This window comes from Methylocella sp. CPCC 101449, from assembly GCF_031921685.1.
Taxonomy (GTDB): domain Bacteria; phylum Pseudomonadota; class Alphaproteobacteria; order Rhizobiales; family Beijerinckiaceae; genus Terripilifer.
This window is the reverse complement of the sequence record NZ_JAPDHU010000001.1, coordinates 775,930-802,234: the sequence shown is the minus strand read 5'-3', so window position 1 is coordinate 802,234 and position 26,305 is coordinate 775,930. Positions and strand designations below refer to the sequence as shown.

Below are 26,305 nucleotides of genomic sequence, written 5' to 3'. Positions count from 1 at the left end.
AACCCGGAGGCTTGGTAAAAGCGATCTGAAAATAATGGCTTTTGCCTAATCCGGAGGCGTTCCATTGGCCTTCAGCACTTCACCGGCGAGATAGAGCGAGCCGGCGATGAGAACGCGCGGTGCCACCGGCCAGGAGCGGGTGGCGATCGTTTGCAGCGCCGCCTCGAAACTCTCCGCCAAGGTCGACGAGAGACCCGCCGTTTGCGCCGCTGCGGCCACATCGGCGGCGCTGCGCGCCTGATGTTCGCCGCCGATCGGCACGGCGATCACTTCACGGGCGAGATCGCGGAAATTGGCGAGGAAGCCGGCGGTGTCCTTGGTGGTCAGCGTGCCGCAAATCAGAATCAACGGACGCGGCGTCTGCTCCTCGAAGTCGGCCATGGCTTCCGCCAGCACGCGCCCGCCGGCGACATTGTGGCCGCCGTCGAGCCATAGCTCGCTGCCTTGAGGCAGAAGCGCGATCAGCGGGCCGTTGCGCAGCCGGTGCAAGCGCGCTGGCCACACGGCCGTGCGCACGCCAGCCTCGAAACATTGCGCCGGTAGATTGGGCATGAATTGGCGCAGCGCCGCGATGGCGGTGGCTGCGTTTTCGAGCTGATGGTGGCCCAGCAGGCGCGGCAGCGGCAGATCGACGAGGCCGATCGTGTCTTCATAGACGAAGCGGCCGCGCTCTTCGTAGCAGTTGAAATCCTGACCGGCGATGACGAGCGGCGCGCCGACTTTCTCGGCCTCCCGTTCAATGACCTCGCGCACCACCATATCCTGCCAGCCGATCACACCAGGCGCGCCGCGCTTGAGGATGCCAGCTTTCTCCAAAGCAATGCCTTCGATGGCGCTGCCGAGAAATTCGACGTGATCGATCGATACCGGCGTGATGACGCTGACGGTCGGCTTGTCGATGACATTGGTGGCGTCGTAGCGGCCGCCGAGGCCGACTTCGAGCAGCAGCACGTCAGCGGGATGTTGTGAAAACAGCAGCAAGGCGGTCGCCGTGATGATTTCGAACACGGTGATCGCTGCGCCGTCATTGGCGCGTTCGCAGGCTTCGAGTGCGGCGATCAACGCCTCTTCATCGACCAGTCTGCCGCCGCCGCTGGCGCCGAGCCGGATGCGCTCGTGGAAATGGACCAGATGCGGCGACGTGTAGACGTGGACGTTCTGTCCCGCCGCTTCCAGCATGGCGCGCATGAAGGCGACGGTCGATCCCTTGCCATTGGTGCCGGCGACATGGATCACCGGCGGCAGTTTTTTCTCGGGATGATCGAGCTTGGCCAACAGGGCTTCCAACCGCCCCAGCGATAGATCGATCTTGCGCGGATGCAGATCGAGAAAGCGTGTCAGGATAGCATCTGAGGTCGTCGCTGTGGCCATGCAGGATTAGGCTGCCTCGGCCGGTGGCGGCAGAGCCGGTTGCGCCGGCTGCTTGGTCAGCAGGCGGCAGAGCCGCGCCAGGGTCTGGCGCATTTCCGTGCGCGGCACCACCATGTCGACCATACCGTGCGCCTTCAGATATTCGGCGCGCTGGAAACCCTCGGGGAGTTTCTCGCGGATGGTCTGTTCGATGACGCGCGCGCCGGCAAAGCCGATGACGGCGCCGGGCTCGGAAATCTGTACGTCGCCCAGCATGGCATAGGAGGCGGTGACGCCGCCGGTCGTCGGATTGGTGAGCACGACGATATAGGGCAGTTTCGCTTCACGCAGGCGGCGCACGGCCACCGTCGTACGCGGCATCTGCATCAGCGAGAACATGCCTTCCTGCATGCGCGCGCCGCCGGACGCCGTGAAGATGATGAAGGGCGTGCGCCGGGCGATCGCCGCTTCCATGCCTGCGATAATGGCCTCGCCCGCCGCCATGCCGAGCGAACCGCCGATGAAATCGAAATCCTGCACGCCGACCGTCACCGCAAGGCCGCCGAGTTCGCCGGCCGCCAACGTCACGCAATCGGGCTTGCCTGCCTTGGTGCGATATTCCTTCAGGCGGTCGGTATAGCGCTTCACGTCGCGGAATTTCAGCGGATCGAGCGGCACTTCCGGCGTCGGCAGCTGCTCATAGAGGCCGCCGTCGAACAGGCTTTCCAATCGCGCTTTGACGGGCATGCGCATGTGATGGCCGGAACCGGGGATGACATAGAGATTGTTCTCGATGTCCTTGTGAAACACAAGCTGGCCGTTTTCCGGATCCTTGACCCAGAGGTTTTCGGGCGTCTCGCGGCGCAGAAACGAGCGGATACGCGGCGGAACGACGTTGGAAATCCAGTTCATCGGTATCCCTTTACTCGGCAGCAGCCTGGCGCGCCGAACGCACGCCTTGCGCGAGATCGGCGACGAAAGCCGTCACCGTGTCCACGGTGGCCGCCGTCGCGCGGCCCTCGGCATCGAACGAGCTTTTCAGCGCATCGACCAGGGCCGTGCCCACCACTACACCATCGGCATGTGCCGCAATTGCGGCGGCCGACTGGGCATTTTTCACGCCAAAGCCGACAGCAACCGGCAAAGCCGTATGCCGCTTGATCCGCGTCACAGCCTCGGTGACGCGCGAGTAGTCCGGAATGGTCGAGCCGGTGATGCCGGTGACTGAAACATAATAGACGAAGCCCGACGTGTTCGCGAGGATCGTCGGCAGCCGCTTGTCGTCGGTGGTCGGCGTCGCCAGCCGGATGAAATTGAGGCCCGCCTTCAGCGCCGGGATACACAATTCGGCATCTTCTTCCGCCGGCAGATCGACGATGATCAGGCCGTCGACCCCGGCGGCGCGTGCATCGGCCAGAAAGCGATCGACGCCATAGATGTAGATCGGGTTGTAATAGCCCATCAGCACGACCGGCGTGTCCGGGTCATGCTTGCGGAATTCCGCCACCACGCCAAGCACTTTGCCCACGGTCGTGCCGGCTTTCAGCGAGCGCAAGCCTGCCGCCTGGATCGAAGGACCGTCGGCCATCGGATCAGTGAACGGCATGCCGACTTCGAGAACATCGGCGCCGGCGCGGGGCAGTGCCTTGATCACCTCGAGCGAGGTGGCGAGGTCGGGATCGCCGCACATCAGATAGGTGACGAGGGCGGCGCGGCCTTCGGCGCGGCAGAGGGCGAAACGCTGGTCGATACGGGTTGTCATGGGGGCAGCCGGTAGCACGGCGGCGGGAAAAGCGGAAGGTTTCCGCTGTCCCGTCGCGCGCTGATCCCCGCTAGATCAGGGCTGTCACGCAGCGCCGGGCCAGAACCTGGACGAGATTCGCCCGATATTCGGCGCTGCTGCTGATGTCGGAATTCAGTTCTTCCACAGAAATTTCAATAGAAGCAATGGCTTGTGGATTGAAATCCCGTTCCAGGGCGGTCTCGAAATCGCTCGCCCGGAAGGCGTAAGGACCGGCACCCGTCACCCCGACCCGGACCTTGCCCTTGGTCCGCGACACCATCACGCCGGCCACCGCATAGCCCGAGGCCGGATGGCGGAATTTGATGTAATGGGCCTGGTCGGGCACCGGGAACCGCACTTGCGTAATGATTTCGTCCGGCTCCAGGGCTGTTTCGAACAGGCCGAGGAAGAAATCGTCGCCCGCGATCTCGCGCCGGTCGGTGACGATGGTGGCGCCGAGCCCGACCACGGCGCCCGGATAATCGGCGGCGGGATCGGAATTGGCGATCGAACCACCGATCGTGCCGCGATGGCGCACCGCCGGATCGCCGATGCCGCCGGCCAAGGTGGCCAATGCCGGAATGGCCTTTCTCACCACGTCGGAGGCGCCGACATCGGCGTGAATGGTCATCGCCTTGATGGTTAGCATGTTTCCATCGAGCGCGATGCCGCGCAGCGCCGAGATGCCGCCGAGGTCGATGAGATCGGTCGGCGCGGCGAGATTCTGTTTCAGGGTCGGCAGCAAGGTCATGCCGCCGGCGATGATCTTGCCGTCTTCGCTGGCGCGGAGCTGGGCGAGCGCCGCTTCGACGTCGGCGGCGAGGTGATAATCGAAATCGCGCATCAGTGATGTCCCTTCACCGCGCCCGGCGTAGCGACCGACAGAATGGCTTCGACAATGCCCTGATAGCCGGTGCAGCGGCAAATATTGCCTTCGAGCTGATGGCGGATGAGGTCTTCGTCGGCGCCCGGATTGCGCCGTGCAATGTCGACGCCCATCATCACCATGCCAGGTGTGCAGAAACCACATTGCAGGCCGTGATGTTCGCGAAAGGCTTCCTGCATCGGATGCAAGGTGCCGTCGGGCTGGGCGAGCCCTTCGATCGTCGTCACTGCTTTGCCGCGCGCCTGCACCGCGAGAATGGTGCAGGACTTGATCGCCTTGCCGTCGAGATGGACGACGCAGCAGCCGCATTGCGTCGTGTCGCAGCCGACATGGGTGCCGGTCAGTTTCAGATGATCGCGCAGCAGTTCGGCGAGCAGGGTGCGGGCTTCGACCTGGGCGCTGCGTTCAACGCCGTTGACGGTCAGTTTCACTTCGAGGGTCAAATGTGCCTCCGTCCGGGGATGGACCGATGAGAAGAGATCAAGCGGCTTTGCCGGCGCGCGCCGCGCGGATGGCGCGCCAGACGGTTTCCGGTGTCAGCGGCATGTCGAGATGGCGGATGCCAAAGGGTTTCAGCGCATCGCAGACAGCCGACACCACGGCCGCCGGCGCGCCGGTGGCACCCGCTTCGCCGGCGCCCTTGACGCCAAGCTCATTGGTCGTCGCCGGCACCACATTGAACAGGGCTTCCACATGCGCCATCGTATGGGCGCGCGGCATGCCGTAGTCCATGTAAGACGCGGTGAGCAATTGACCGTCCTCGTCATAGACGACGCTTTCGGTCAGCGCCTGACCGACGCCCTGCGCCACGCCGCCATAGACCTGGCCGTGGACGATGAATGGATTAAGCACAACGCCGCAATCATCCACCGCCGTATAGGCGACGATCTGGATCACGCCGGTGTCGGGATCGATTTCCACCTCGACCACATGCGCGCCGTTGGGGAAGTTCTCCACCTCGTTCTTGTAGGTAACTTCCTCGTCGAGACCCGGTGTCAGGCCCTCCGGCAGTTTGCTCGGATCGCGCGAGGCCACGGCCACGTCCTCGATCGTCATGCTGCCGGCGCCGGCGCGGAAAACGCCATCGGCGAAGCTGACCGCTTCCGCATCGGCCTGCAGGAGATGACCGGCGATCTTGCGGCCCTTGGCGATGATCAGATTGGCGGCGCGGCGAATACCACCGCCGCCCACCATGGACGAGCGCGAGCCGAACGTACCGATCGAAGTTTTCGGCGCCGTGCCGGTGTCGCCGTTGATCAGTTTCACTTTGTCGTAATCGACGCCGAGCCATTCGGTCACGAGCTGCGAATACACCGTCTCATGGCCCTGGCCGTGCGAATAGGTGCCGGCGATGACGCTGACGTCGCCATTCTCCTCGAAGCGCAGGCGCATGCCTTCCATTGGCCGGCTGCCGGCGCCTTCGATGAAGACGGCGAGACCGATGCCGCGCAATTTGCCCTGCGCTTCCGATTGCTTGCGGCGCTCAGTGAAACTGTCCCAATGGGCCGCCTTGATCGCCATGTCCATCGTGCCGGCGAAGTCGCCGGAATCGATGGTGAAGCCGAGATGGGTGCGATAGGGCATCTGCTGCGGCGTGATGAAATTGCGGCGGCGGATTTCAGCGATGCTGAGGCCGGTGGCGTCCGCCGCCGCGTCCATCAGCCGTTCGGTGATGTAATTGGCTTCCGGCCGCCCGGCACCGCGATAGGTGTCGGTGCACACCGTATTGGTGAACATAGGCTTCACGGAAAAATAGAAGTCGGGCACATGGTAGCCGCAGGGGATGATGCGGCCGCCGCCTTCCATCGGCAGGCGGATGCCATTCTCCGACAGATAGGCGCCGACGTTGAGGAGGGTCTCGACTTTCAGCGCGACGATCTTGCCGTCGGCATCGAGGCCCATTTCGGCATGATTGATCTGGTCGCGGCCGTGATAGTCGGACATGAAGGTCTCGACACGGTCGCCGCGCCATTTGACCGGACGGTTGAGGGCCTTGGCTGCGAAGGCGATCGCCACTGTTTCCGGATACATCTTGCTGCGCACGCCAAAGCCGCCGCCCGTATCGCGCGAGATGAAGCGCACGTTGTCGACCGGCATATGGAAGAGGTCCGTCGCCAGTTTGGCTTGCAGCCGGCGTCCGCCTTGCGTCGGCGAATAGATGGTCAGTTGATCGTCGGGCGCTTCATAGGTGGCGACGACGCAGCGCGGCTCCATCGGGCTCGGTGCCACGCGGTTGTTGATAAGATCGACGGTGACGCGGGTCTTCGCGGCTTTCAGTTTCGCCTCGACCTCTGCTTCATCGCCATATTCCCAATGGACGATGAGATTGGTGCCGAATTCCGGCCAAACCTTCGGCGCGTCGTCATCAAGCGCATGTGCGGTCGAGGCGATGGCCGGCAGCGGATCGAAATCGATCTGCACGAGATCGGCGGCCTCGCGCGCCAATGCGCCGGTCTCGGCGACGACGATGGCCAGCACTTCGCCGACGAACCGTGTCTGCTCCGTCGGCATGATCTTGCGTTCCGGCTTATGCATCGATGAGCCGTCGCGATTTTTATAATCGGCTTCGCTCGGCAGCGTGCCGATGCCGGCCGCATCGAGATCAAAGCCGGTGTAGACGGCGACGACGCCAGGCAGTGCCAGGGCATCCGTCGCATCGATGCCGTTGATCTTGGCGTTGGCGTGCGACGAACGCACGAAAGCCGCCCACGCCTGGCCGTCGATGTTGATGTCATCGGTATACTGACCCTTGCCGGTCAGCAGCCGTACATCTTCTTTGCGTCGGACAGGCTGTCCAATGCCGTACTGGCCCATCGATTCCTACCTATGAAATTTATTGCTTACGCCGCTGCGGGCTGGGCTTGCAAAAAGCCTAGGTTTCTGCGGCTCTTTTTCGTATAGGGGAGCACCTGAACTGACGCAAGGGCCGCTGCCCCATGATCGATGCCAGCCATCTCTTCGCTTTCGCCGCTATTGCTTTGAGCATGGTGCTGACGCCAGGCCCCAACATGATCTATGTCGTTTCGCGCTCGGTTTCGCAGGGGCCTGTGGCTGGCTTGATCTCAGTTGGCGGTGTGGCGCTGGGCTTTATTGTCTACATGTTTTGCGCGGCGTTCGGCATAACCGCTTTGATCTTCGCCATACCGTTTGCTTATGACGTGCTGCGCGGCGCCGGTGCGCTTTATCTTCTGTATCTGGCTTGGAAGGCCGTGCGGCCCGGTGGTGGTTCGCCGTTTCGCGTTGATGCCTTGCCGCCCGACAGTCCACGCCGCCTGTTCGCCATGGGCTTTCTCACCAATCTCCTTAATCCGAAGATCGCCATGCTCTATCTGGCGCTGTTGCCGCAGTTCGTCGATCCGGCAGGTCAGGTCCTGGTGCAATCACTGCTGCTGGGCTCGGTGCAGATCGTCATCAGCGTCGCGGTCAATGCTTTGATCGCGCTGACGGCCGGATCGATCGCTTTATTTCTGACGCGCAATCCGCGCGTCGCCCTCATTCAGCGCTGGCTGATGGGCACGGTGCTGGCCGCGCTCGCGGTGCGCATGGCAACCGAAGCGCGGCGTTAGGCAACCTCGGTGTTATCCCGGACGACTGCGTAGCAGGCGATCCGGGACCCAGGGGCGTGTGGTAGAATGATTGCCTTGCGCGACGACGCGCAGAATCCGTCAGTCTGAAGCGGTTGCCCCTGGTTCCCGGCTCACGCTGCGCGTGTCCGGGATGACACCAAGGCTGCGACGAAACTTCAATCTGCTAGCTCACATGCCGCCGAGATAATCGGCGACAGAGAAGATGTCCTTGTCGCCACGGCCTGACAGGTTGACCACCATCAGGTGATCGCGCGGCTTGTTCGGCGCGAGATCAGCGAGCTTGGCGAGGGCGTGCGAGGATTCGAGCGCCGGAATGATGCCTTCCTGCTTGCTGAGCAGTTGGAAGGCGGCGAGCGCTTCCTTGTCGGTGGCTGAGAGATAGGTGACGCGGCCCGATTCCTTCAGCCAGGCATGTTCTGGGCCGATGCCGGGATAGTCGAGGCCGGCCGAGATCGAATGACCTTCGAGAATCTGGCCGTCGTCGTCCATCAGGAGATAGGTGCGATTGCCATGCAGCACGCCGGCGCGCCCGCCCGCGAGCGAGGCGCAATGGCCGTCCTTCACGTCGAGGCCATAGCCGGCCGCTTCGACGCCATAGATTTCAACCGACGGATCGTCGAGGAAGGGATGGAACAGGCCGATGGCATTGGAGCCGCCACCGACGCAGGCGATCAGCGAATCCGGCAAGCGCCCTTCGACGGCCTGCATCTGCGTCCGCACTTCGTTGCCGATGACGCTCTGGAAATCGCGCACCATGGCCGGATAGGGATGCGGACCGGCGGCGGTGCCGATGCAATAGAACGTGTTGTCGACGTTGGTGACCCAATCGCGCAGCGCGTCGTTCATCGCGTCCTTCAAGGTGCGCGCGCCCGATTGCACGGCAACGACCTTGGCGCCGAGCATCTGCATGCGAAACACGTTCGGCTTCTGCCGCTCGACGTCGACCGCGCCCATATAGACGACGCATTCGAGGCCGTATTTGGCGCAGGCGGTCGCGGTGGCGACGCCATGCTGGCCGGCGCCTGTTTCGGCGATGATGCGCGACTTGCCCATGCGGCGGGCGAGGAGGATCTGGCCCAGCACATTGTTGATCTTATGCGAGCCGGTGTGGTTCAGCTCCTCGCGCTTCAGATAGATCTTGGCGCCGCCGAAATGCTCGGTCAGCCGCTCGGCGAAATAGAGCGGGCTCGGCCGGCCGACATAATGGGTGGCGAGATGGTCCAGTTCGGCCTGATAGGCCGGATCGGCACGCGCGTCCTTGTAGGCCTTCTCCAGCTCGAGAATGAGCGGCATAAGCGTTTCGGCCACGAAACGGCCGCCGAAATTGCCGAAATGGCCGGTGTCGTCCGGGCCGGTTCTGAAGGAGTTGGGATTCGTGTGCTGCAAGACCAATGCCTCGTGAAGTTGCGCTTCTCTTAGGCGGTCTTTGCGGGAGAACCAAGCGAAACCGGATTCGCCTGCCGTTCCCGCTCCGCCTGCCGCGCCTTGGCGATGAAATCCCGGATCAGGCCGATATCCTTGATCCCCGGCGCGCTTTCGACACCGGAGGAGACGTCGAGGCCTGGCGCCCCGGCTTCCACCGCCGCCACCACATTCTCGCCGTTGAGCCCGCCCGACAGCATCCAGGGCAGGCGCGTGGAGACGCCTTTCAGAATCGTCCAGTCGAAGGCCATGCCGTTGCCGCCGGGCAGAGCAGCACCCTTGGGCGGTTTGGCGTCGAACAGCAGCCGGTCAGCGACATCCTCGTAAGCTGCGGCAGCGGCCAGGTCGTCGCGCGTCGAAACCGGGATCGCCTTCATCACAGGCAGGCCGGTGCGGGCCTTCAGGTCGCGCACCCGTTCCGGCGTCTCATGGCCGTGCAGTTGCAGCATGTCGGGGTGGAGCGCCGCGATAATTCCGTCGATCAGCGCATCGTCGGCATCGACCGAAAGCGCCACCTTGGCGGCCCGGCCGGCGACCAGCGGGCTAAGCGCCCCGGCCTGGTCGAACGACAGGTGGCGGGGGCTCTTGGGAAAAAACACAAAACCGACCATGTCGGCGGCCCCATTCAGGGCGGCCTCCAGGGTTGGCGCGGTGGAAAGCCCGCAGATTTTGACCAAAAGTGACATGGCCGGCTCTATCGCACAGCCCCCAGCGCCTCGCCAATGATATTCCGAGGCACGTTCCCCAATGGGAACCGGCTGGCGGAGCCCGCCAGCCGGAATTCAGTCGTCAGGCGGCCGCCTTCTTCTGGGCGCCAAAGCGGCCGTAGAACGTGTCGCCCTTGGCAGCCATGTCGAGGAGCAGCGGGTTCGGCTTGAAGCGCGGGCCGTATTTGCTTTCGAGCTTCTGGCACAGGGCCACGAAGGCGCGCGCGCCCATGCCGTCGATCAGGCTGAGCACGCCGCCGGTGAAGGGCGCGAAGCCGAAACCGAGGATCGAGCCGACATCGGCCTCGCGCGGATCGACGATCACGTGATCCTCGACGGTACGCGCCGCCTCCAGCGCCTGGGTGACGAGCAGGCGCTGTTTCAGCTCCTCCTTGTCCAAGGTGTCGGGGTCGAGATGCTTCGGCTGCAAGGCGGCGAGGCCCGGCCACAGCTTCTTCGGTCCCTTGTCGGCTGGATAATCGTAAAAGCCCTTGCCGTTCTTGCGGCCGAGGCGGTTCTGCTTGACCACCATTTCCTCGAGCAGCTTTTCCTGGTTCGGATCGACCGCCTGCGGACCGAGATCCTTCTTAGCCGCCTGCAGGATTTTCCAGCCCAGATCGAGCGCCACTTCGTCGTTGAGCGACAGCGGCCCGACCGGCATGCCGGCCTTGCGACCGAGATTTTCGATCATCGCCGCTGGCACACCCTCCATCAGCATCAGATGGCCTTCGAGGATATAGTTGAGCACGCAGCGGTTGGCGAAGAAGCCGCGCGAGTCGTTGACCACGATCGGCGTCTTGTTGATGGCGCGCACGAAGTCGAGCGCCATCGCCAGCGCCTTGTCGCCCGTCTTCTTGCCGAGGATCACTTCGACCAGCATCATCTTCTCGACTGGCGAGAAGAAGTGAATGCCGATGAAGTCGTTCTGGCGCGAGAAATTCTCCGCCAGCGAAGTGATCGGCAGGGTCGACGTATTGGAGGCGAAGATCGCATCGGGCTTGAGATATTGCTCGATCTTCTTGGTCACCTCCGCCTTGACGGCGCGATCCTCGAACACCGCTTCGATCACGAGCTGGCAATCGGCCACCTTGGCGTAATCGGGCGTCGCCTCGATATGGGCCAGCAGCGCGTCGCGTTCGGCGGTCTTGGCGCGGCCCTTGGTGATCATGTCCGTCATCAGTTTGTGCGAGAGCTGCTTGCCCTTGTCGGCTGACTCCTGATCCTTGTCGATCAGCACCACATCGATGCCGGCGCGCGCGCTGACATAGGCGATGGAAGCACCCATGAAGCCGGCGCCGACGACGGCGATCTTCTTGGGCGCCATCGGCGGCTGATTGGCCGGGCGGCGCGCGCCCTTGTTCAATTCGCCCATGGAGACGAACAGGGTGCGGATCATGGCGCGCGCTTCCGGCGAGCGCAGGATTTTCGCAAACCAGCGGCTCTCGACCTTCAGCGCCAGGTCCATCGGCAATTGCAGCCCTTCATAGACCGTGTGCAGAATGGCTTTGATCGCCGGATAATTGTCCTGGGTCTCGCGGCGGTAGATGGCGTTGGCGGCCGCCCACACCATCATGCCCTGGGCCGAGAACACGCGGCCCGACGGCGGCTTGAACTTCGGATCGTCCCACGGCGCCACGCCCTTGCCGCCAGCTGATATCCAGGCCTTCGCCTTGGCGACGATCTCGGCGGCCGGCGCCACTTCATGGACGAGGCCCATGCTCTTGGCGGCGGGCGCACGCAACTGGTCGCCCTTGAACAGCATCTGCAAGGCATCGCCCGTTTGCATCAGGCGCGCGATACGCTGCGTGCCGCCGGCGCCGGGGAACAGGCCGACCTTCACTTCCGGCAGGCCGACGCGGGTCTTCGGATTGTCGGAGAGCACGCGATAATGACAGGCGAGCGCCAGTTCGAAGGCACCGCCCAGCGCCACGCCATCGATGGCGGCGACGAACGGCTTGCCTGAGGTCTCGAGCCGGCGATAGAGCAGGGACAACGAGCGCGTGGCGTCGAAGAAGAACTGCATCGCCTTCTCGTAGCCTTCTTCGTTGATCTTGGCCGCGAGCTGGCTGCCGAAGCCTTCCAGCATGGTCAGATCGGCGCCGCCCGAGAAATTGCTCTTGCCCGAGGTGATGACGCAGCCCTTGATGCCAGCGTCGCTGGCCACCTTCTCGATCACTTCGCTGAGTTCGGCTATTACGTCCTGGGTGATCACGTTCATCGAGCGATCGGGCATATCCCAGGTCAGAACGGCGATGCCGTCGCCATCGACGTCGAAACGGAAATTCTTGAGGTTCATGATCTTAGCTCCCCGTTTCGCTTAAACGCGTTCGATGATCGTGGCGGTGCCCATGCCGGCGCCGATGCACAAGGTGATGAGCGCCGTCGATTTGCCCGAGCGTTCGAGTTCGTCGATCGCCGTGCCGAGGATCATCGCGCCGGTCGCGCCGAGCGGATGGCCGAGCGCAATGGCGCCGCCGTTGACGTTGACCTTGGCGTGATCGACCTCAAAAGCCTGCATGAAGCGCAGCACCACCGAGGAAAAGGCCTCGTTGATCTCGATGAGATCGATGTCCGACAGTTTCATGCCGGCGCGCTTCAGCACTTTCTTGGTCACGTCGACCGGGCCGGTCAGCATCAAAGCCGGATCGGAACCGATATTGGCGAAGGCGCGAATGCGCACGCGCGGTTTCAGGCCCGCCGCTTTGCCCGCTTCCGCATTGCCGACGAGCACGGCGGCGGCGCCATCGACGATGCCCGACGAATTGCCGGCGTGATGCACGTGGTTGATGGCTTCAACTTCCGGATGCGCCTGGATCGCCACCGCGTCGAAGCCGCCCTGCTGTGCCATCATGGCGAAGGAGGGTTTCAGCGCCGCCAGCGACTGCATGTCGGTCGAAGGCCGCATATGCTCGTCCTTGGCGAGAATGGTCAGGCCGTTGACGTCCATCACCGGCACGATCGACTTGGCGAACCGGCCTTCATTCCAGGCGATGGCGGCGCGCTTCTGGCTCTCCACCGCATAGGCGTCGCAGTCGTCGCGGGTGAAGCCGTATTTGGTGGCGATCAGATCGGCAGAAATGCCTTGCGGCATGTAATAGGCGGGAATGGCGATGGTCGGATCGACCGGCCAGGCGCCACCCGAAGCGCCGATGCCGACGCGGCTCATCGCTTCGACGCCGCCGCCGACCGTCAGGTCATGCTGCCCCGCCATCACCTGCGCGGCGGCGAAATTCACCGCGTCGAGGCCCGAGGCGCAAAAGCGATTGATCTGCACGCCCGGCACATGATCGCCGTAGCCGGCGGTGAGCGCCGCCATGCGGGCGATGTCGCTGCCGGCCTCGCCGACCGGATCGACGCAGCCGAGCACCACGTCATCGACCAGTTTGGTATCGATCTTGTTGCGTTCACGCAGCGTCTTGAGCGCGGTCGTCGCCAGGCCGAGGGTCGAAACCTCGTGCAGCGCGCCGTCAGCCTTGCCGCGTCCGCGCGGCGTGCGCACGGCGTCATAGATATAAGCTTCAGGCATTGCATCCTCCATTCATCGTTACGGCACGCCCTCCGTCAGTCGGAAGGCCGTAGTTCTGATCTGAACGCGATGCTGCCGCGTTCAGCCGTGTCGGTCAAAACGCATCCGCCGGCAGCGCCATCATCGTGTCGGCGCCGGTCGAAAGCCGCGCCAGATGCGCCGCGGTTTCCGGCATCAGGCGTTCCATGTAGAACTTGCCGGCGATCAGCTTGGCATCCATCGCGGCCGCCTGGCCGGCATCGGCGGCTTTCTTCGCCTGCGCCGCCTTGGCGATCTTGCACCACATGTAGCCCATGGCGACGAGGCCGAAGAGATGCATGTAATCGTAGGAGCCGGCGCCGGCATTGTCGGGCTTGGCCATGGCGTTCTGCATCAGCCACATGGTCGCCTGCTGCAAATGGCCGACGCCCGATTTCAGCCCGGCAAGATAGGGCTGCATCGCCGGGTCGGATTCTTCCTGCTTCAGATAGCCGCCGACTTCGTTAAGGAAGGCGGTCAACGCACGGCCGCCATCCTTCGGCAGCTTGCGGCCGACGAGGTCGAGCGCCTGAATGCCGTTGGCGCCTTCATAGATCATGGCGATGCGCGCATCGCGCACGAATTGTTCCATGCCCCATTCGCCGATATAGCCGTGGCCGCCGAACACCTGCTGCGCTTTGACCGCATTGTCGAAGCCGCGATCGGTGAACACGCCTTTCAGCACCGGCGTCAAAAGGCCGAGAATATCTTCGGAGGCTTGGCGTTGCTTTTCGTCCGGGCTCTTCTGCGACACGTCGGCGTGCAGCGAGGCCCACAGGATCAAGGCGCGCGCCGCTTCGTTGAAGGCGCGGATTTCCAAGAGCATGCGGCGCACGTCCGGATGCACCATGATGGAATCAGCCGGCTTGTCGGGCGATTTCGGGCCGGTCAGGGAGCGGCCTTGCAGGCGTTCCTTCGCATAGGCGACGGCGTTCTGATAGGCCACTTCCGATTGGCTCAAGCCCTGGTTGGCGACGCCGAGCCGGGCTTCGTTCATCATCACGAACATGGCGTTGAGGCCGCGATTGGCTTCGCCGACCAGCCAGCCCTTGGCGCCGTCGTGGTTCATCACGCAGGTGGAATTGGCGTGAATGCCCATCTTGTGCTCGATCGAGCCGCAGGAGACGCCATTGCGCTCGCCCGGATTGCCCGAGGCATCGGGAATGAATTTCGGCACGATGAACAGCGAAATGCCGCGCGTGCCGGCCGGTGCGCCTTCGATGCGCGCCAGCACCAGATGGACGATGTTCTCGGTCATGTCCTGTTCGCCGGCCGAGATGAAAATCTTCTGGCCGGTGATGGCATAGGAGCCGTCCGGATTGGGCACGGCCTTGGTCTTCAACAGGCCGAGATCGGTGCCGCAGTGCGGTTCCGTCAGGTTCATCGTGCCTGACCAGGTGCCGGCGATCATTTTCGGCAGATAAGCGTTCTTCAGTTCGGCCGAGGCATGTTTGTCGATGGCTGCGATCGCGCTCTGGGTCAGGCCCGGATACATGGTGAAGGCCATATTGGCGCTGGCGCTGAACTCGTTGACCAAGGTCGCCAAGGTATAGGGCAGGCCCTGGCCGCCGAAGTCGGGATTGGTGGCGAGGCCGATCCAGCCGCCCTCCGCATAGGCCTTGAAGGCCTCCTTGAAACCCTTGGGCGTCGTCACCGAGCCGTCGTCGTGGCGCACGCAGCCTTCGCGGTCGCCGGACAGATTGATCGGTTGCAGAATTTCTTGCGAAATCTTCGCCGCTTCCTGCAACACCGCCTCGACCACATCAGGGGAGGCATCGGCAAAGCCGGGCAGGTTGTTGTAGCGGTCCCAATGCAGCACGTCGTTGAGAAGGAACAGGGCGTCGGCGACGGGGGCCTGATAGCTGGGCATGATGTTCCTCGTTTCGCGGCTCGTGCGGCCGCGTCTGTGACTTATATAGGTGGATCATTCCGCCTGTCTGCGGCGTCCGTGCGACGGACGATGGTTTACATATAAACTATCTCCGTTTTCGTCAAGGGCGGACTGCGGGGCTGGACGGCGCGGGGGCCGGCAGGCAAGATTTTCCCAACGCGGGCAAAAGCCTGCATGTTGGGGGAGGATCTCTGATGTGGGCGTGCACGCGACTGTTGTCGATGGCGGTCCTCTGCGGCCTGGTGACGCCCGCCGCCCAAGCGGATCCGGTGGCGGATTTCTACAAGGGCAAGGAGATCCGGCTCATCATCGGCCAGCCGCCGGGCGGCGGCTACGACACCTTCGCCCGCCTGTTCGCCCGTCATCTCGGCCGGCTGATGCCCGGCAATCCCATCGTCATCCCGCAGAACATGCCGGGCGCCGCCGGCATGGCCATGACCAATTCCCTGGTCGCCATCCAGCCGCGCGACGGCACGGTCATCGGCGCCGCGTCCGGCCAGATCGGCACCGCTGCACTCTTCGGCGCGCCGGGCGCCCGTTATGACGCGCGGGAACTCGGCTGGATCGGCAGTCTCAACAGCGAGGTCGGCCTGGTGGTGGCGCGCAAGGACGTGCCGGTGAAGCGGTTCGCCGATCTGCTCGATCACGAGCTGATCGTCGGCGCCTCCTTCGCCACCGACAGCAATGTCATCTATCCCACCACGATGAACGCGGTGCTGGGCACTAAATTCAAGATCATTCCCGGCTATGGCGGCACCAGCAATGTCGCCATAGCCATCGAGCGCGGCGAGGTGCAGGGCACGGCAAGCTGGCATGTCTCCTCGATCATGACGGCCAAACCGGACTGGATCGCCCCCGGCGGCTTTCTCACCGTCCTGCTGCAACTGGCGCTGAAGCGCCATCCGGCCGTTCCCGACGTGCCGACCGTGATCGAAGTGGCGAAAACCGACGAACAGCGTGCGGTTCTGGAGCTGATTTTCGCCCAGCAGGACATGGGGCGCCCGGTTTACGGGCCGCCCGGCATCCCACCTGAGCGGCTGGCCGCCCTGCGCGCTGCCTTTGATGCCTTCGTCGCCGACGCGGAGGTGCGCGCCGAAGTCGAGAAAATGCGCCTGGAAATGCACAATCCGATGCCGGGAAAGGAGATTAAGGCGATGATCGACCGCCTCTACGCCATGCCGCCAGAGGTGATCCAAAAGGCCGCGACAGTCAGCCGGCCCGCGCAATAACCGGTCCGGTCGATAGCCTTTTTAAATCTATCTTGCCGGAGTCTTAACTCTCTGTCTCAAAATCGATCAGCCTTAACGACTTCTTTACCATAGTTCCGCGAAATTGGGGGTTAGATGGCGGGCGATGATTCACCAGTCCGCTCCGCCGTCTGCGCAGAAAATTTCAACGGGGCAACCCTCGGCGGGCGGTAATGAACAAAGCGGTTCCCTGGAGCATCAAAGGGGTCGATTTCAACGCGCGTGAAGCCGCCAAGGAAGCGGCGCGCCGGTCTGGAATGACCCTGGGCGAATGGCTGAACAGCGTTATCGCTGATCAAGCCGAAGAACTCGGCATCGATCCCGACGAGGTCGATGACAACCAGAAGGTCGAGGCCGTCAGTCGCCGCCTCGCCCGCATGGCTCCAGACGGGGGCTATCGGCAGGACCGCGTCGAGCGGCAAGAACGTCCGGACCGGCAAGAACGCCAAGAACGTCGCCAGGATCGCACCGATCGTTCGCGTGAGCCGCGCTTCGTCCGCGAGGATGAGGAGCAGCAGGCGCGCTGGGGCGATCGCCGCCAGCCGCGCCGTCGCCAATTCGACGACGAGGATTTCGAACGCGACGAGCGGGAAGAGCCGCGTTACGCCCGCGCCGCGCGTCCGCAAACCCACCGTGAAGAAGCTTATCGGCCGGACGCGCGTGACCAGGAAACGCATCGGCACGAGCGCTACAATCAAGCGGGCTACAATCAGGACGGCTACAGCCAAGACGGCTATCGCCAAGAGGCTCGCCGCGAAGACATCAGCCGTCGGGAAGCTTACCGGCAGGAACCTTCGCGCCAGGAACCACCGCGCCAGGACCGCCAGGACTTCAGCCGACAAGACTTCAGCAGCGAAGACTTCAGCCGCGAAGACGCTGGCCGGCAGGGCTTCGTTCGCCAAGAGCCGCTGCGCCAAGAACCCGTTCGCCAAGAACCCGTTCGGCAAGAGCCTATTCGCCAAGAGCCGGTGCCCCAAGAGCCCGCGCGCCAGGAGCCGCCGCGCTACGAAGGCCTGTATGTGGTGAATTCTCGCGGCGATCTCGGGTCGCCGCGCGAGGCGGAAGCCTTGCTCGATGATGCCATCCGTGGCCTCGAGCGCGGCTCGCGTCGTTATCAAGTCCAGACCAATGCGACGCTCGACAAGTTCTCACGTCGCCTCGCCGAACTCGAAGCGCATCTCAACGAACGCGCCGAGCGGGCCGCCGCTGCGCGCGAAGAGCAGCGTGAGGAACCGCGCGTCGAGCGTCGCATCGCGCCACCTGCCGCCACTGCTCGTGCCGACGAAAGTGAACGCAGCGGCTATTTCGCCGAAATCGACCGCAAACTGTCGCAGCTCGTCGAACGTATGGAAGGTGGTGGCCCGACCGCCAAGGCGATCGAACCTGATCCGAACATGCAGCGGATCGAGGAGAAGCTGAACGCGCTCTTGAACCGGCCCGTTCCGACGCCCGAACCGCCCGTTGCCGCCGGCCCGCGCTATGCGCGGCCGCCGCGCTTGCAGATGTCGGATGCGCTGACGCAGATCACGCGTCGTCAGCGTGACCTCGATCAGCAGGCCGAGACACCGGCGCCGATCCAGCCGATGCGCTTCAGCGAGCCGCGCTCCGATGTAGCGGCTGCGGCCGCCGCCGTGGCGGCGCAGGAGCGTGAAGCCTCGGCCCTGCGCAGCGACATTGCCGCGCTCTCCGCCAGCCTCGAAGCGCTGCGTGGCGACATGAAGGAGCGCGAGAGCGCCCAGATCGCGGCCGCCGCTGCTGCCGTCGTGCCGCCGGTCGAAGCTGGTGCGGTCGAGCAATTGCGTCAGCAGATCGCCGAGATGAAAACGGTGGTCGCGACGCTGCCGCAGCGCGAATCCTTCACCGCGCTCGAAACCGCGACGCGCGATCTCATCAGCCGCGTCGAGAGTTCACGCCAGGAAGGTGTGCGCGAGAACATCCTGCAGCCGATCGAGGCCCTGGTCGAACATATCCAGCGCATCCTCACGGAATTCTCGCCGCGCGCCACGATCGATGCGATCAAACGCGAGATCGGCACGATTGCGGAGAGCGTCGGCTCGGTCGGCAAGGGCGTCGATACGGCGACCTTGACGCGGCTCAACGAGCAAACGCGCGAAATCCGCGAAATGCTTCAAGCGGCGGCCGCGCGGCCGATGCCGGTGGAAAATATCGAGCGCCAGATCGCCGATCTCGGCCGGCGCGTCGATCTCATCGCTCAGCGCGGGTCGACCAAGATCGGCGGCGATGCGGTGGCCGAAAGCGTTCAGGCGATCCGCCAGACCGTCGAGAATGCGCTGCCGGCCTCGCTGCTGCACACCCTTGAACAGCGTATCGAAGGTCTCGGCCGCAAGATCGACGAAGCCGTGCAGCAGGAGCTGCCGCCCGTCGAGACGCGCGCGCTCGAAGACATGATGCGCGACATCGCGGCGCGTCTCGACCGGCCGCAGGTGCCCGCCGTCGCTGATTTCTCGCAGCTCGAGGAATCGGTGCGTGAACTGGCGCAGCGTGTCGATACCGCCGGTCGCCCTGGCGCACCGCCGGCCGCCTTCAACGCGCTCGAAGAACAGATCGCGCGTCTCGCCTCCCGTCTCGATCAGTCGGACGCGAGCCTCGGCCGTCTGCCCGACGTGCAGCGTTCGCTCGGCGAAATCGTCGGCTTGATCGAGCAGAGCCGTTCGCAAGCCATCGAAGCCGCCGAACAGGCGGCGCGCACCGCCGCCCGCGAGGCGATGAACCAGATCGGCGCGCTGACCAGCGCCGCCGAACCGGCGCGCGGCCAGATCGTCAACGAGATCGCCGGCCTGCGCGATGGCCAGGAGGCCATGGATCGGCGCACCCGCGCCACCCTGACGGCCGTTCACGAGACGCTCGAAAAGGTCGTCGATCGCCTCGCCATGATCGAGAGCGGCTATACGGCGGCGCCTGCGCCCTCCGCGTCGTCGCCCGCACAAGCAGCACCGGCCCGGTCTGCGCCGGAAGCCGCGACGCGCTTGCCGCAGGCCGCGCCGGACGAAGATCTGTTGGCCTCCGGCCCGGCGCCGTCCTTCGTGCGCGCCGGCGCCCCGCAATTGCAGACCGGCGAGCCGACGGCCGAAGGTTTGAAGCGGCAGGTTTCCGCCGATGACATCATGCGGGCCAGCGGCACGCGTGCGGCTGCGCCCCGTCCGGCGCCGGAACCGATCGTTCCCGAAGAAGACGTTCTCATCGAGCCGGGCACGGGTTCGACGCCGCGCAAGGGCTCGGCGCAGCGCCGTGCCGCCTCCTCCTCCGTCATGGTCGAACTCGATCCCCAGGCGGAACCGGGATCGGCGCAACAAAGCTTCATCGCCGCGGCGCGCCGCGCCCGCGAAACCGCCGTCGGCGACGCTCAGGCGCGCGCGCCGCGCGGTTCGGGCGACGACGCGCTGGCAGAAGCCCGTGCCCGCGCCAAGGCGGCGGCTGCCGCTCTCGCCGCCGATAGCGACAAGCCCGAGGAGAAGGGCCCCGGCGCCCTCGGCCGCGCCCGTGCGTTCATTTCCCAGCGCAAACGGCCGATCCTGCTCAGCCTCGCCGGCATCGTCCTGGCGCTGGGCGCGCTGACGGTGGTGCGCTCGATGAACGAACAGGCGCCGCAAGGCCGCCAGCAGGTCGGCGCTCTGCAACCGCCGTCGCGCGAGCCGGCAAAGATCCAGATGCAGGCGCAGGCGGTCGACAAGGCCGCACGTCCGAACGTCGGCACCACGTCGCCGGTCACCGCCAGCGAATTGGCGGCGCTGGGCGACAAGCTCGGTCCGGACAAGCCCGTTCAGGAGCCGGCTGCCGAAAGCAAACCCGCGTCGCCGCTGCAGCAGGTCCTCGGCAATACGGACGCAGCGCCGGTCGGTTCGATCACAGCTCCCGCTGCCCCGCCAGCCAAGGCCGTCGATCTGCGCGCCGCCGCCAATGCGGGCGATGCGGCCGCCCAATACGAACTGGCCGCGCGCCTGTTCGAAGGCCGCACCATGACGCGCGATCTCGGCCAGTCGGCGCTCTGGTTCGAGAAGGCGGCTTTGCAGGAACTGGCGCCGGCGCAATATCGGCTCGGGTCGCTCTATGAGAAGGGCGTCGGTGTCGCGCGCGATACGGCGCGGGCCAAAACGCTCTATCAGCGTGCCGCCGATCGCGGCAACATCCGCGCCATGCACAATCTCGCGGTGCTCTACGCCGAAGGCGCCGACGGCAAGCCGGACTATGCGGCGGCTGCCCAGTGGTTCCGCAAGGCTTCGGAACATGGCGTGCGCGACAGCCAGTACAACCTCGCCATTCTCTATGCCCGCGGCCTGGGCATCGGCCAGGATCTGACTCAGTCCTGGGTCTGGTTCTCGCTCGCCGCCGCGCAGGGCGATGAGGATGCCGGCAAGAAGCGCAGCGATGTCGCCGCGCGGCTCAACGCCCAGCAATTGGCAGCCGCCAAGGCGATCGTCGACGGCTTCAAGCCGAAGGTGAACGACAAGGCCGCCAATGAAGTGGCGGTCCCCGCCGGCGGCTGGGAACTGGCGGCGCCGGCCGCTGCCGCCCCGACAGCCAAGCCGGAAACCAATGCGGCGAAGCCGGAACGGCGTCTGCCGTCCATGGCGCGGCCGAAAGTGAGCACGCTCTGATCCAGATCGCGTTTCGACAGAAACGCGACCCGTCCGTCTCGGATGCATGCGATGAGATGTGCCCAAGGCACAATAACTTGATCGGATCGATCAGTTTATGCGTTTTTAAGTTACGCAAAGCAAAGTGAACACGGTGTCGCCTCTCGCGTCGAATGCAGCGTTGTTTGCAATTGATGGCGATGGGCGATCGTGCTTTGTGACGCCCAATTCCCAGCGTCAAAATCAAAGATCGCGGAACAGCGCGTGCAAATCTATCTGCCTATCGCCGAAATGCCTGTCGATGTGTTTCTCATTCTCGGAATGGGCGTCGCGGTAGGGTTCATATCGGGCATGTTCGGTGTTGGCGGCGGCTTTCTGCTGACGCCGCTGCTAATCTTCGTCGGCATTCCGCCGGCAGTCGCCGTCGCCACCCAGGGTCCGCAGATCGCCGCGTCCTCGACCACTGGCGCGCTCAGCTATTGGCGGCGCAAGTCGATCGATTTCAAACTTGGCGGCGTCCTGCTGGTCGGCGGCTTCATCGGCACGATTCTCGGCGTTCTGTTCTTCAACCAGATGCGCCGCATCGGCCAGCTCGAAACGGTCATCACTTTGTCCTACGTGGTGCTGCTCGGCAGTGTCGGCACGCTGGTCTCCTGGGAAAGCCTGGCTGCCGTGATCAAGGCCGGCAAGGTGCCGCCGCGCCGTCGCACCGCCGGCCGTCACAATTGGTATGAAGGCCTGCCGTTCAAACTGCGCTTTCATCGCTCGGGCCTCTATATCAGCGTCATTCCGATCGTCTTCATCGCCATCCTCATCGGCTTTGCCGGCGCGGTGCTGGGCATCGGCGGCGGCTTCATTCTCGTGCCGGCGCTGATCTATATCTTTCGCGTGCCGGCGCAGGTCGTCGTCGGCACCAGCCTGTTCCAGATTCTCTTCACCATGCTGGGCGCCACGGTGCTGCATGCCGCGACCAACCATTCGGTCGATCTGTTCCTGGCCTTGCTGCTGATGGTCGGCGGCGTGTTCGGCGCGCAGTTCGGTGCACGTGCCGGCGCGCAGATCCGCGGCGATTATTTTCGCGTCCTCCTCGGCCTGCTCATCCTCTCGGTCGCGATCCGTTTCGCTGGCGATGTCTTCACCCAGCCGAAGGAGCCGTTCTCGACCACATTGACGGAAACGGTTCGATGAGCGCGCGGCTGGCCAGGACCACTCTTCTGGCGCTGGCACTGATCGGCGCAGCCGGAATCACGCGTGCCGAAACGCTGATCGTCTCACTGTCGCGCGAGAATATTCTCATCCAGTCGAATTTCACCGGTGAGCGCCTGTCGTTGTTCGGCGTGATCCAGCGCGAGGGCGACGAGAAGGGCGCATCGGCGGCCTATGATGCGGTCGTCACCGTGCGCGGCCCGCGCGGCGCCGTTACCGTGCGTCGCAAGGAACAATATGGGCCGATGTGGCTCAATCTCGACGAGCGCAAATATATCGCCATTCCCGCTTTCCTGGCGGTGCAGTCGAACCGCGCGCTGACGTCGATCGCTTCCGCCTCGGTGCGCGAGGATTTGCGCATCGGCATCAATGCCCAGGTGCCCCAGCAGATCGTTGCGCGCGGTGCCAACGATCCGCGTTTCCGCGAGGCATTGCAGCGGCTACGCATCGCGCAAGGCCTGTTCCGCGAAAATCCCGAAGCGGTGCGCTTCATCGCGCCGAATGTCTTTCAGGCCGCCGTCGATCTGCCCGGCACGGCGCCGCTCGGCGATTATGATGTCGATGTCATGGTCTTCGCCAATGGCGCCATGATCGCGCGCGGCAACACCAAGTTCCGCGTCGCCAAGACCGCCGCCGAGCAGACCTTGGCGACCATCGCCGCCGACCACGGTATCTGGTTCGGCCTGGGCACGTCGATCCTGGCGCTGTTGGTTGGCTGGCTGGCGAGCGTGATCTTCCGCCGCGACTGAGCTTTGCTAATCGTGGCCGCAGGCGCTCCAACCCACCGCATAGACGCGTGATTGGCCGAGCACATGGGCCGTGGGCGTTGCGCCGCCAAACAGCGGCGCGAAAGCGCGGTCGCGAATGTTGAGCCCGCCCGCATAGGCGCCGAAGGCCGGCATCACGCAGCGCGTTCCATCGCCGACGAAACAGCGCCGGCGCACGCTGCCCGAAGGCGAAGTGACGCGCGCGGCGGGATGCAAATGGCCGGCGATCTCGCCGGGCGCCGCGCCCGCCCGCGGCTCATGGCGGAAAGTCAGGGCGCCGACGCGCAAAGTCTCCAGCATTTCGCCGCCGATATCCTGGGGCAAAGCCGGATCGTGGTTGCCGGCGATCCAGATCCACTGCCGGCGTTGCATCAAAGCCTTCAGCGCCTCGCGATCGGCGATGCTGATGCGCTCGCCGGCGCGCACGTCATGGAATGAATCGCCGAGCGCCACCACGGTCTTGGGATCGTGACGCATGATCAGCCGGGTCAGCCGCGCCAGGGTGGCGGCGGTGTCGTAAGGCGGCAGCAATTGCCGACGGCTGGCGAAGGCCGAGCCTTTTTCGAAATGCAGGTCAGCGACGACAAGCAGGCGTTCGGATTCATGCACCAGCACGCCGCCGGGGTCGGCCAGCAGGCGCACATCGGCGACGGCGATATGCGCCGTGGCTTCGGTCTTGAGTCGCGCCTGCATATTCATCAATTCATTACCTTCAAGAACTCATGGCCTCACGGATCAGATCGTCCGCGGCTTCCTTCAACACTTGCTCCTGCGCCTCCCCGTAAACCGGCTCGCGGCCGATTTCCAGCATCACCGGCACGGCCAGGGGCGAGACGTGATCCAGCCTCTTATGGACGATTCGCCCCTGGATGCGCGAGAGCATTCCGGCGAGGCGAGCGAGATCGAGCAGGCCGGTCAGGGCATCCTCGCGCGCTGCGCGCAGCAAAATATGGTCCGGCTGGTGCTTGCGCAGCACGTCATAGACGAGATCGGTCGAAATCGTCACCTGCCGGCCGGTTTTCTCCCGGCCCGGCGCCCGCCGTTCGATCAGGCCGGCGACCACGGCGCAATTGCGGAAGGTGCGCTTCATCAGCGCCGATTCCTGCAACCATTCCTCGAGATCGTCGCCCAGCATATCCTCGTTGAAGAGGGTGCTTAGGCTGAGTTTGCCCGAAGAAAGCTGCTCGCCGATATCGCCGAGCGACCAGATGGCGATGGCATAGTCGTTGGCGACGAAGCCCATTGGCCGCAGCGACAGCCGCTCCATCCGCCGCGTCAGCAACATGCCGAGCGTCTGATGCGCCAGCCGCCCCTCGAACGGATAGGCGACCATGAAATAGCGCTCGCCACGCGGAAAGGTCTCGACCAGGAGATCGCTTGATGGCGGCAGCATGGAGAAATGCTGTTGCAGCTTCAGCCATTCGCCGACCTGCGACGGCAGGGCTTTCCAAAACCGTGGATTGGACAGCATCTGGCGCACGCGCTGCGCCAGCCAGGTGGAGAGCGGAAACTTGCCGCCGGCATAGGACGGCACTTTCGGCGTGTCGGAGCGCGCCCGCGCCACCAAGGCTTCGTTCTCGACGATGCCCTGCAAGGCGAGGATTTCGCCGCCGAAAAGAAACGTGTCGCCCGGCGCCAAGGTCTCAAGGAAATATTCCTCGATCTCGCCGAGCACACGTCCGCCGCGCATGAGCGGGCCGGTATAGGCGGCGCGCGTCTGTTCGCCCTGCAAGCGCGTCGGATACCACAGGCCGCCGGAGCCCGATGGCGCTGAGGGCGCCGGCACGGCGCGCTGTTGCGCGCGCCCGCGCACCAGCCGCACTTTCAGCATGTCGGATTCGACGATCGTGCCGACATTCATGCGATAGGATTGCGCCACTTTCGGATTGGCGACGCGCCACAGGCCATCCTTGGTCTGTTTGATCTTGGCGAAGCGGTCGTAGGTTTTGAGCGCATAGCCGCCGGTGGCGACGAAATCGAGCGCATCGTCGAAATCCCCGCGCGGCAGATCGGAATAGGGTTCGGCCGAACGCACTTCCTGATAGAGCGCATCGGCTTGAAACGGTTCGGAACAGGCCATGCCGAGAATGTGTTGGCACAACACGTCGAGACTGCCGATACGCCGGGGCGGCGTATCCTGTTCGCCGGCCTTGGCGGCATCGATGGCGGCACGGCATTCGAGCACTTCGAAGCGATTGGCCGGCACCAGCAGCGCGCGCGACGGCTCGTCAAGCCGGTGATTGGCGCGGCCGATGCGTTGCGCAATGCGGCTTGCGCCTTTCGGCGCGCCGACATTGATGACCAGATCGACATCGCCCCAGTCGATGCCGAGATCGAGCGTCGACGTACAGACCACGGCTTTGAGCTGCCCCGCCGACATCGCCGCCTCGACTTTGCGGCGTTGGCCCGCATCGAGCGAGCCGTGATGCAAAGCGATGGCGAGATTATCGTCGTTGATCGTCCACAATTGCTGGAAGATCGCCTCGGCCTGGGCGCGCGTGTTGACGAAGACCAGAGTCATCCGCGACGCCTTGATGGCGGCGTAGATTTCGCGCATCGCATGTAAAGCGCTATGGCCCGACCAGGGCAGGCGCTCGCGCGTATCGAGCATTTGGATATCGGCTTCCGCACCCGCCGGTGTCGTTACCAGGCCCGCCAGCGGATTGGCGCCGTTCTGATCGACGAGATAGCGCCGCAACTCGTCGGGATCGCGCACCGTCGCCGACAAGCCGACGGCCGTCATTGCCGGCGCGATGGCGCGCAGCCGCGCCAGACCCAGCGCCAGCAGATCGCCGCGCTTCGAGGTCACCATGGCATGCAATTCGTCGAGCACGACGCGCCGCAAGGTCGAGAACAAGGGTTGTGCGTCGGCTGTGGCGAGCAGCAAGGCCAATTGTTCCGGCGTCGTCAGCAGAATGTCGGGCGGATGGCGGCGCTGGCGCATGCGCTTGGCGGCCGAAGTATCGCCGGTGCGTGTTTCGATCTTCACCGGCAGGCCCATCTCCTGCACCGGCGTTTCGAGATTGCGGGCGACGTCCACCGCCAGCGCCTTCAAAGGGGAAATGTAGAGCGTGTGCAGGCCGCTGCGGTTGCGCGGCTGCTCCAGGTCGATCAGCGAGGGCAGGAAACCGGCGAGCGTCTTGCCGGCGCCGGTCGGGGCGATCAGCAAGGCGCTCTCGCCTTGCTGCGCCTTTTCCAGCAGCGCCATCTGATGGGTGCGCGGTTCCCAGCCGCGCTGGGCAAACCAGGCGGTGAAGCGCGGCGGCAAAAGGGCGCGAGACAGGAGGGCGGGCGGCGGCTTCGGCTTCTTCACCACGCGA

General features: G+C 64.5%; 19 protein-coding genes. 5 read left to right on the top strand and 14 right to left on the bottom strand.

The window, feature by feature from the left end; translation table 11 throughout:
• Positions 1–45 precede the first annotated feature (45 nt).
• The 6 genes from OIM99_RS03600 to OIM99_RS03575 form a co-directional block, all read right to left on the bottom strand.
• Complete coding sequence (locus OIM99_RS03600; RefSeq protein WP_311848959.1) at positions 46–1,371, bottom strand: folylpolyglutamate synthase/dihydrofolate synthase family protein; 1,326 nt, start codon at positions 1,369–1,371, stop codon at positions 46–48.
• 6 nt (positions 1,372–1,377) lie between these two features.
• Positions 1,378–2,262 carry an acetyl-CoA carboxylase, carboxyltransferase subunit beta gene (accD, locus tag OIM99_RS03595; RefSeq protein ID WP_311848958.1) on the bottom strand — a complete coding sequence of 295 codons (885 nt, stop codon included), beginning with the start codon at positions 2,260–2,262 and terminating at the stop codon, positions 1,378–1,380.
• A gap of 10 nt (positions 2,263–2,272) precedes the next feature.
• Positions 2,273–3,112, bottom strand: a complete 840-nt coding sequence (gene trpA, locus OIM99_RS03590; RefSeq protein ID WP_311848957.1) for a tryptophan synthase subunit alpha — start codon at positions 3,110–3,112, stop codon at positions 2,273–2,275.
• A gap of 70 nt (positions 3,113–3,182) precedes the next feature.
• Positions 3,183–3,977, bottom strand: coding sequence for a xanthine dehydrogenase family protein subunit M (locus OIM99_RS03585; RefSeq protein ID WP_311848956.1), 795 nt, complete (start codon positions 3,975–3,977; stop codon positions 3,183–3,185).
• A complete protein-coding gene (locus tag OIM99_RS03580) occupies positions 3,977–4,462 on the bottom strand; it encodes a 2Fe-2S iron-sulfur cluster-binding protein (RefSeq protein ID WP_311848955.1) in 486 nt (161 codons plus the stop codon). Before OIM99_RS03580 ends, OIM99_RS03585 begins: the two co-directional genes overlap by 1 nt.
• 37 nt (positions 4,463–4,499) lie before the next feature.
• Positions 4,500–6,833, bottom strand: a complete 2,334-nt coding sequence (locus OIM99_RS03575; protein WP_311848954.1) for a xanthine dehydrogenase family protein molybdopterin-binding subunit — start codon at positions 6,831–6,833, stop codon at positions 4,500–4,502.
• A 122-nt stretch (positions 6,834–6,955) separates the two neighbouring features.
• Between OIM99_RS03575 and OIM99_RS03570 the strand changes: the two genes are divergently transcribed.
• Positions 6,956–7,585 carry a LysE family translocator gene (locus tag OIM99_RS03570; protein ID WP_311848953.1) on the top strand — a complete coding sequence of 210 codons (630 nt, stop codon included), beginning with the start codon at positions 6,956–6,958 and terminating at the stop codon, positions 7,583–7,585.
• 189 nt (positions 7,586–7,774) lie between these two features.
• Here OIM99_RS03570 and trpB read toward each other — a convergent pair whose 3' ends face one another.
• The 5 genes from trpB to OIM99_RS03545 form a co-directional block, all read right to left on the bottom strand.
• Entirely contained in the window at positions 7,775–8,992 is a 1,218-nt protein-coding gene (trpB, locus tag OIM99_RS03565) for a tryptophan synthase subunit beta (RefSeq protein WP_311848952.1), read from the bottom strand.
• Between the two features lie 29 nt (positions 8,993–9,021).
• Positions 9,022–9,714, bottom strand: coding sequence for a phosphoribosylanthranilate isomerase (locus OIM99_RS03560; protein ID WP_311848951.1), 693 nt, complete (start codon positions 9,712–9,714; stop codon positions 9,022–9,024).
• Positions 9,715–9,817: 103 nt separating this feature from the next.
• Positions 9,818–12,031, bottom strand: coding sequence for an FAD-dependent oxidoreductase (locus OIM99_RS03555; protein WP_311848950.1), 2,214 nt, complete (start codon positions 12,029–12,031; stop codon positions 9,818–9,820).
• A gap of 21 nt (positions 12,032–12,052) precedes the next feature.
• A complete protein-coding gene (locus OIM99_RS03550; protein ID WP_311848949.1) occupies positions 12,053–13,261 on the bottom strand; it encodes an acetyl-CoA C-acetyltransferase in 1,209 nt (402 codons plus the stop codon).
• A 94-nt stretch (positions 13,262–13,355) separates the two neighbouring features.
• Entirely contained in the window at positions 13,356–15,149 is a 1,794-nt protein-coding gene (locus tag OIM99_RS03545; protein ID WP_311848948.1) for an acyl-CoA dehydrogenase C-terminal domain-containing protein, read from the bottom strand.
• Between the two features lie 215 nt (positions 15,150–15,364).
• On the opposite strand from OIM99_RS03545, the gene OIM99_RS03540 reads away from it, so the two are divergent.
• The gene (locus OIM99_RS03540; RefSeq protein WP_311848947.1) at positions 15,365–16,399 is read left to right on the top strand and encodes a tripartite tricarboxylate transporter substrate-binding protein; all 1,035 of its coding nucleotides are present in this window, start codon (positions 15,365–15,367) and stop codon (positions 16,397–16,399) included.
• Positions 16,400–16,509: 110 nt separating this feature from the next.
• On the opposite strand, the gene OIM99_RS03535 is transcribed toward OIM99_RS03540, so the two are convergent.
• Complete coding sequence (locus OIM99_RS03535; RefSeq protein ID WP_311848946.1) at positions 16,510–17,319, bottom strand: hypothetical protein; 810 nt, start codon at positions 17,317–17,319, stop codon at positions 16,510–16,512.
• 66 nt (positions 17,320–17,385) lie between these two features.
• Here OIM99_RS03535 and OIM99_RS03530 point away from each other — a divergent pair, with 66 nt between their 5' ends.
• The 3 genes from OIM99_RS03530 (at position 17,386) to OIM99_RS03520 (ending at position 22,967) form a co-directional block, all read left to right on the top strand.
• On the top strand, positions 17,386–21,033 hold the full coding sequence (locus OIM99_RS03530; protein WP_311848945.1) for a hypothetical protein: 3,648 nt from the start codon (positions 17,386–17,388) through the stop codon (positions 21,031–21,033).
• Positions 21,034–21,276: 243 nt separating this feature from the next.
• Positions 21,277–22,200 carry a sulfite exporter TauE/SafE family protein gene (locus tag OIM99_RS03525; RefSeq protein WP_311848944.1) on the top strand — a complete coding sequence of 308 codons (924 nt, stop codon included), beginning with the start codon at positions 21,277–21,279 and terminating at the stop codon, positions 22,198–22,200.
• Positions 22,197–22,967, top strand: a complete 771-nt coding sequence (locus tag OIM99_RS03520; protein WP_311848943.1) for a TIGR02186 family protein — start codon at positions 22,197–22,199, stop codon at positions 22,965–22,967. Before OIM99_RS03525 ends, OIM99_RS03520 begins: the two co-directional genes overlap by 4 nt.
• A 6-nt stretch (positions 22,968–22,973) precedes the next feature.
• Here OIM99_RS03520 and pdeM read toward each other — a convergent pair whose 3' ends face one another.
• Together pdeM and OIM99_RS03510 are read right to left on the bottom strand one after the other, a co-directional pair.
• Positions 22,974–23,678, bottom strand: a complete 705-nt coding sequence (gene pdeM, locus OIM99_RS03515; protein ID WP_311848942.1) for a ligase-associated DNA damage response endonuclease PdeM — start codon at positions 23,676–23,678, stop codon at positions 22,974–22,976.
• 19 nt (positions 23,679–23,697) lie between these two features.
• Positions 23,698–26,301: a ligase-associated DNA damage response DEXH box helicase gene (locus OIM99_RS03510; RefSeq protein ID WP_409371462.1), complete on the bottom strand. Its 2,604-nt coding sequence runs from the start codon at positions 26,299–26,301 to the stop codon at positions 23,698–23,700.
• Positions 26,302–26,305: the final 4 nt, after the last annotated feature.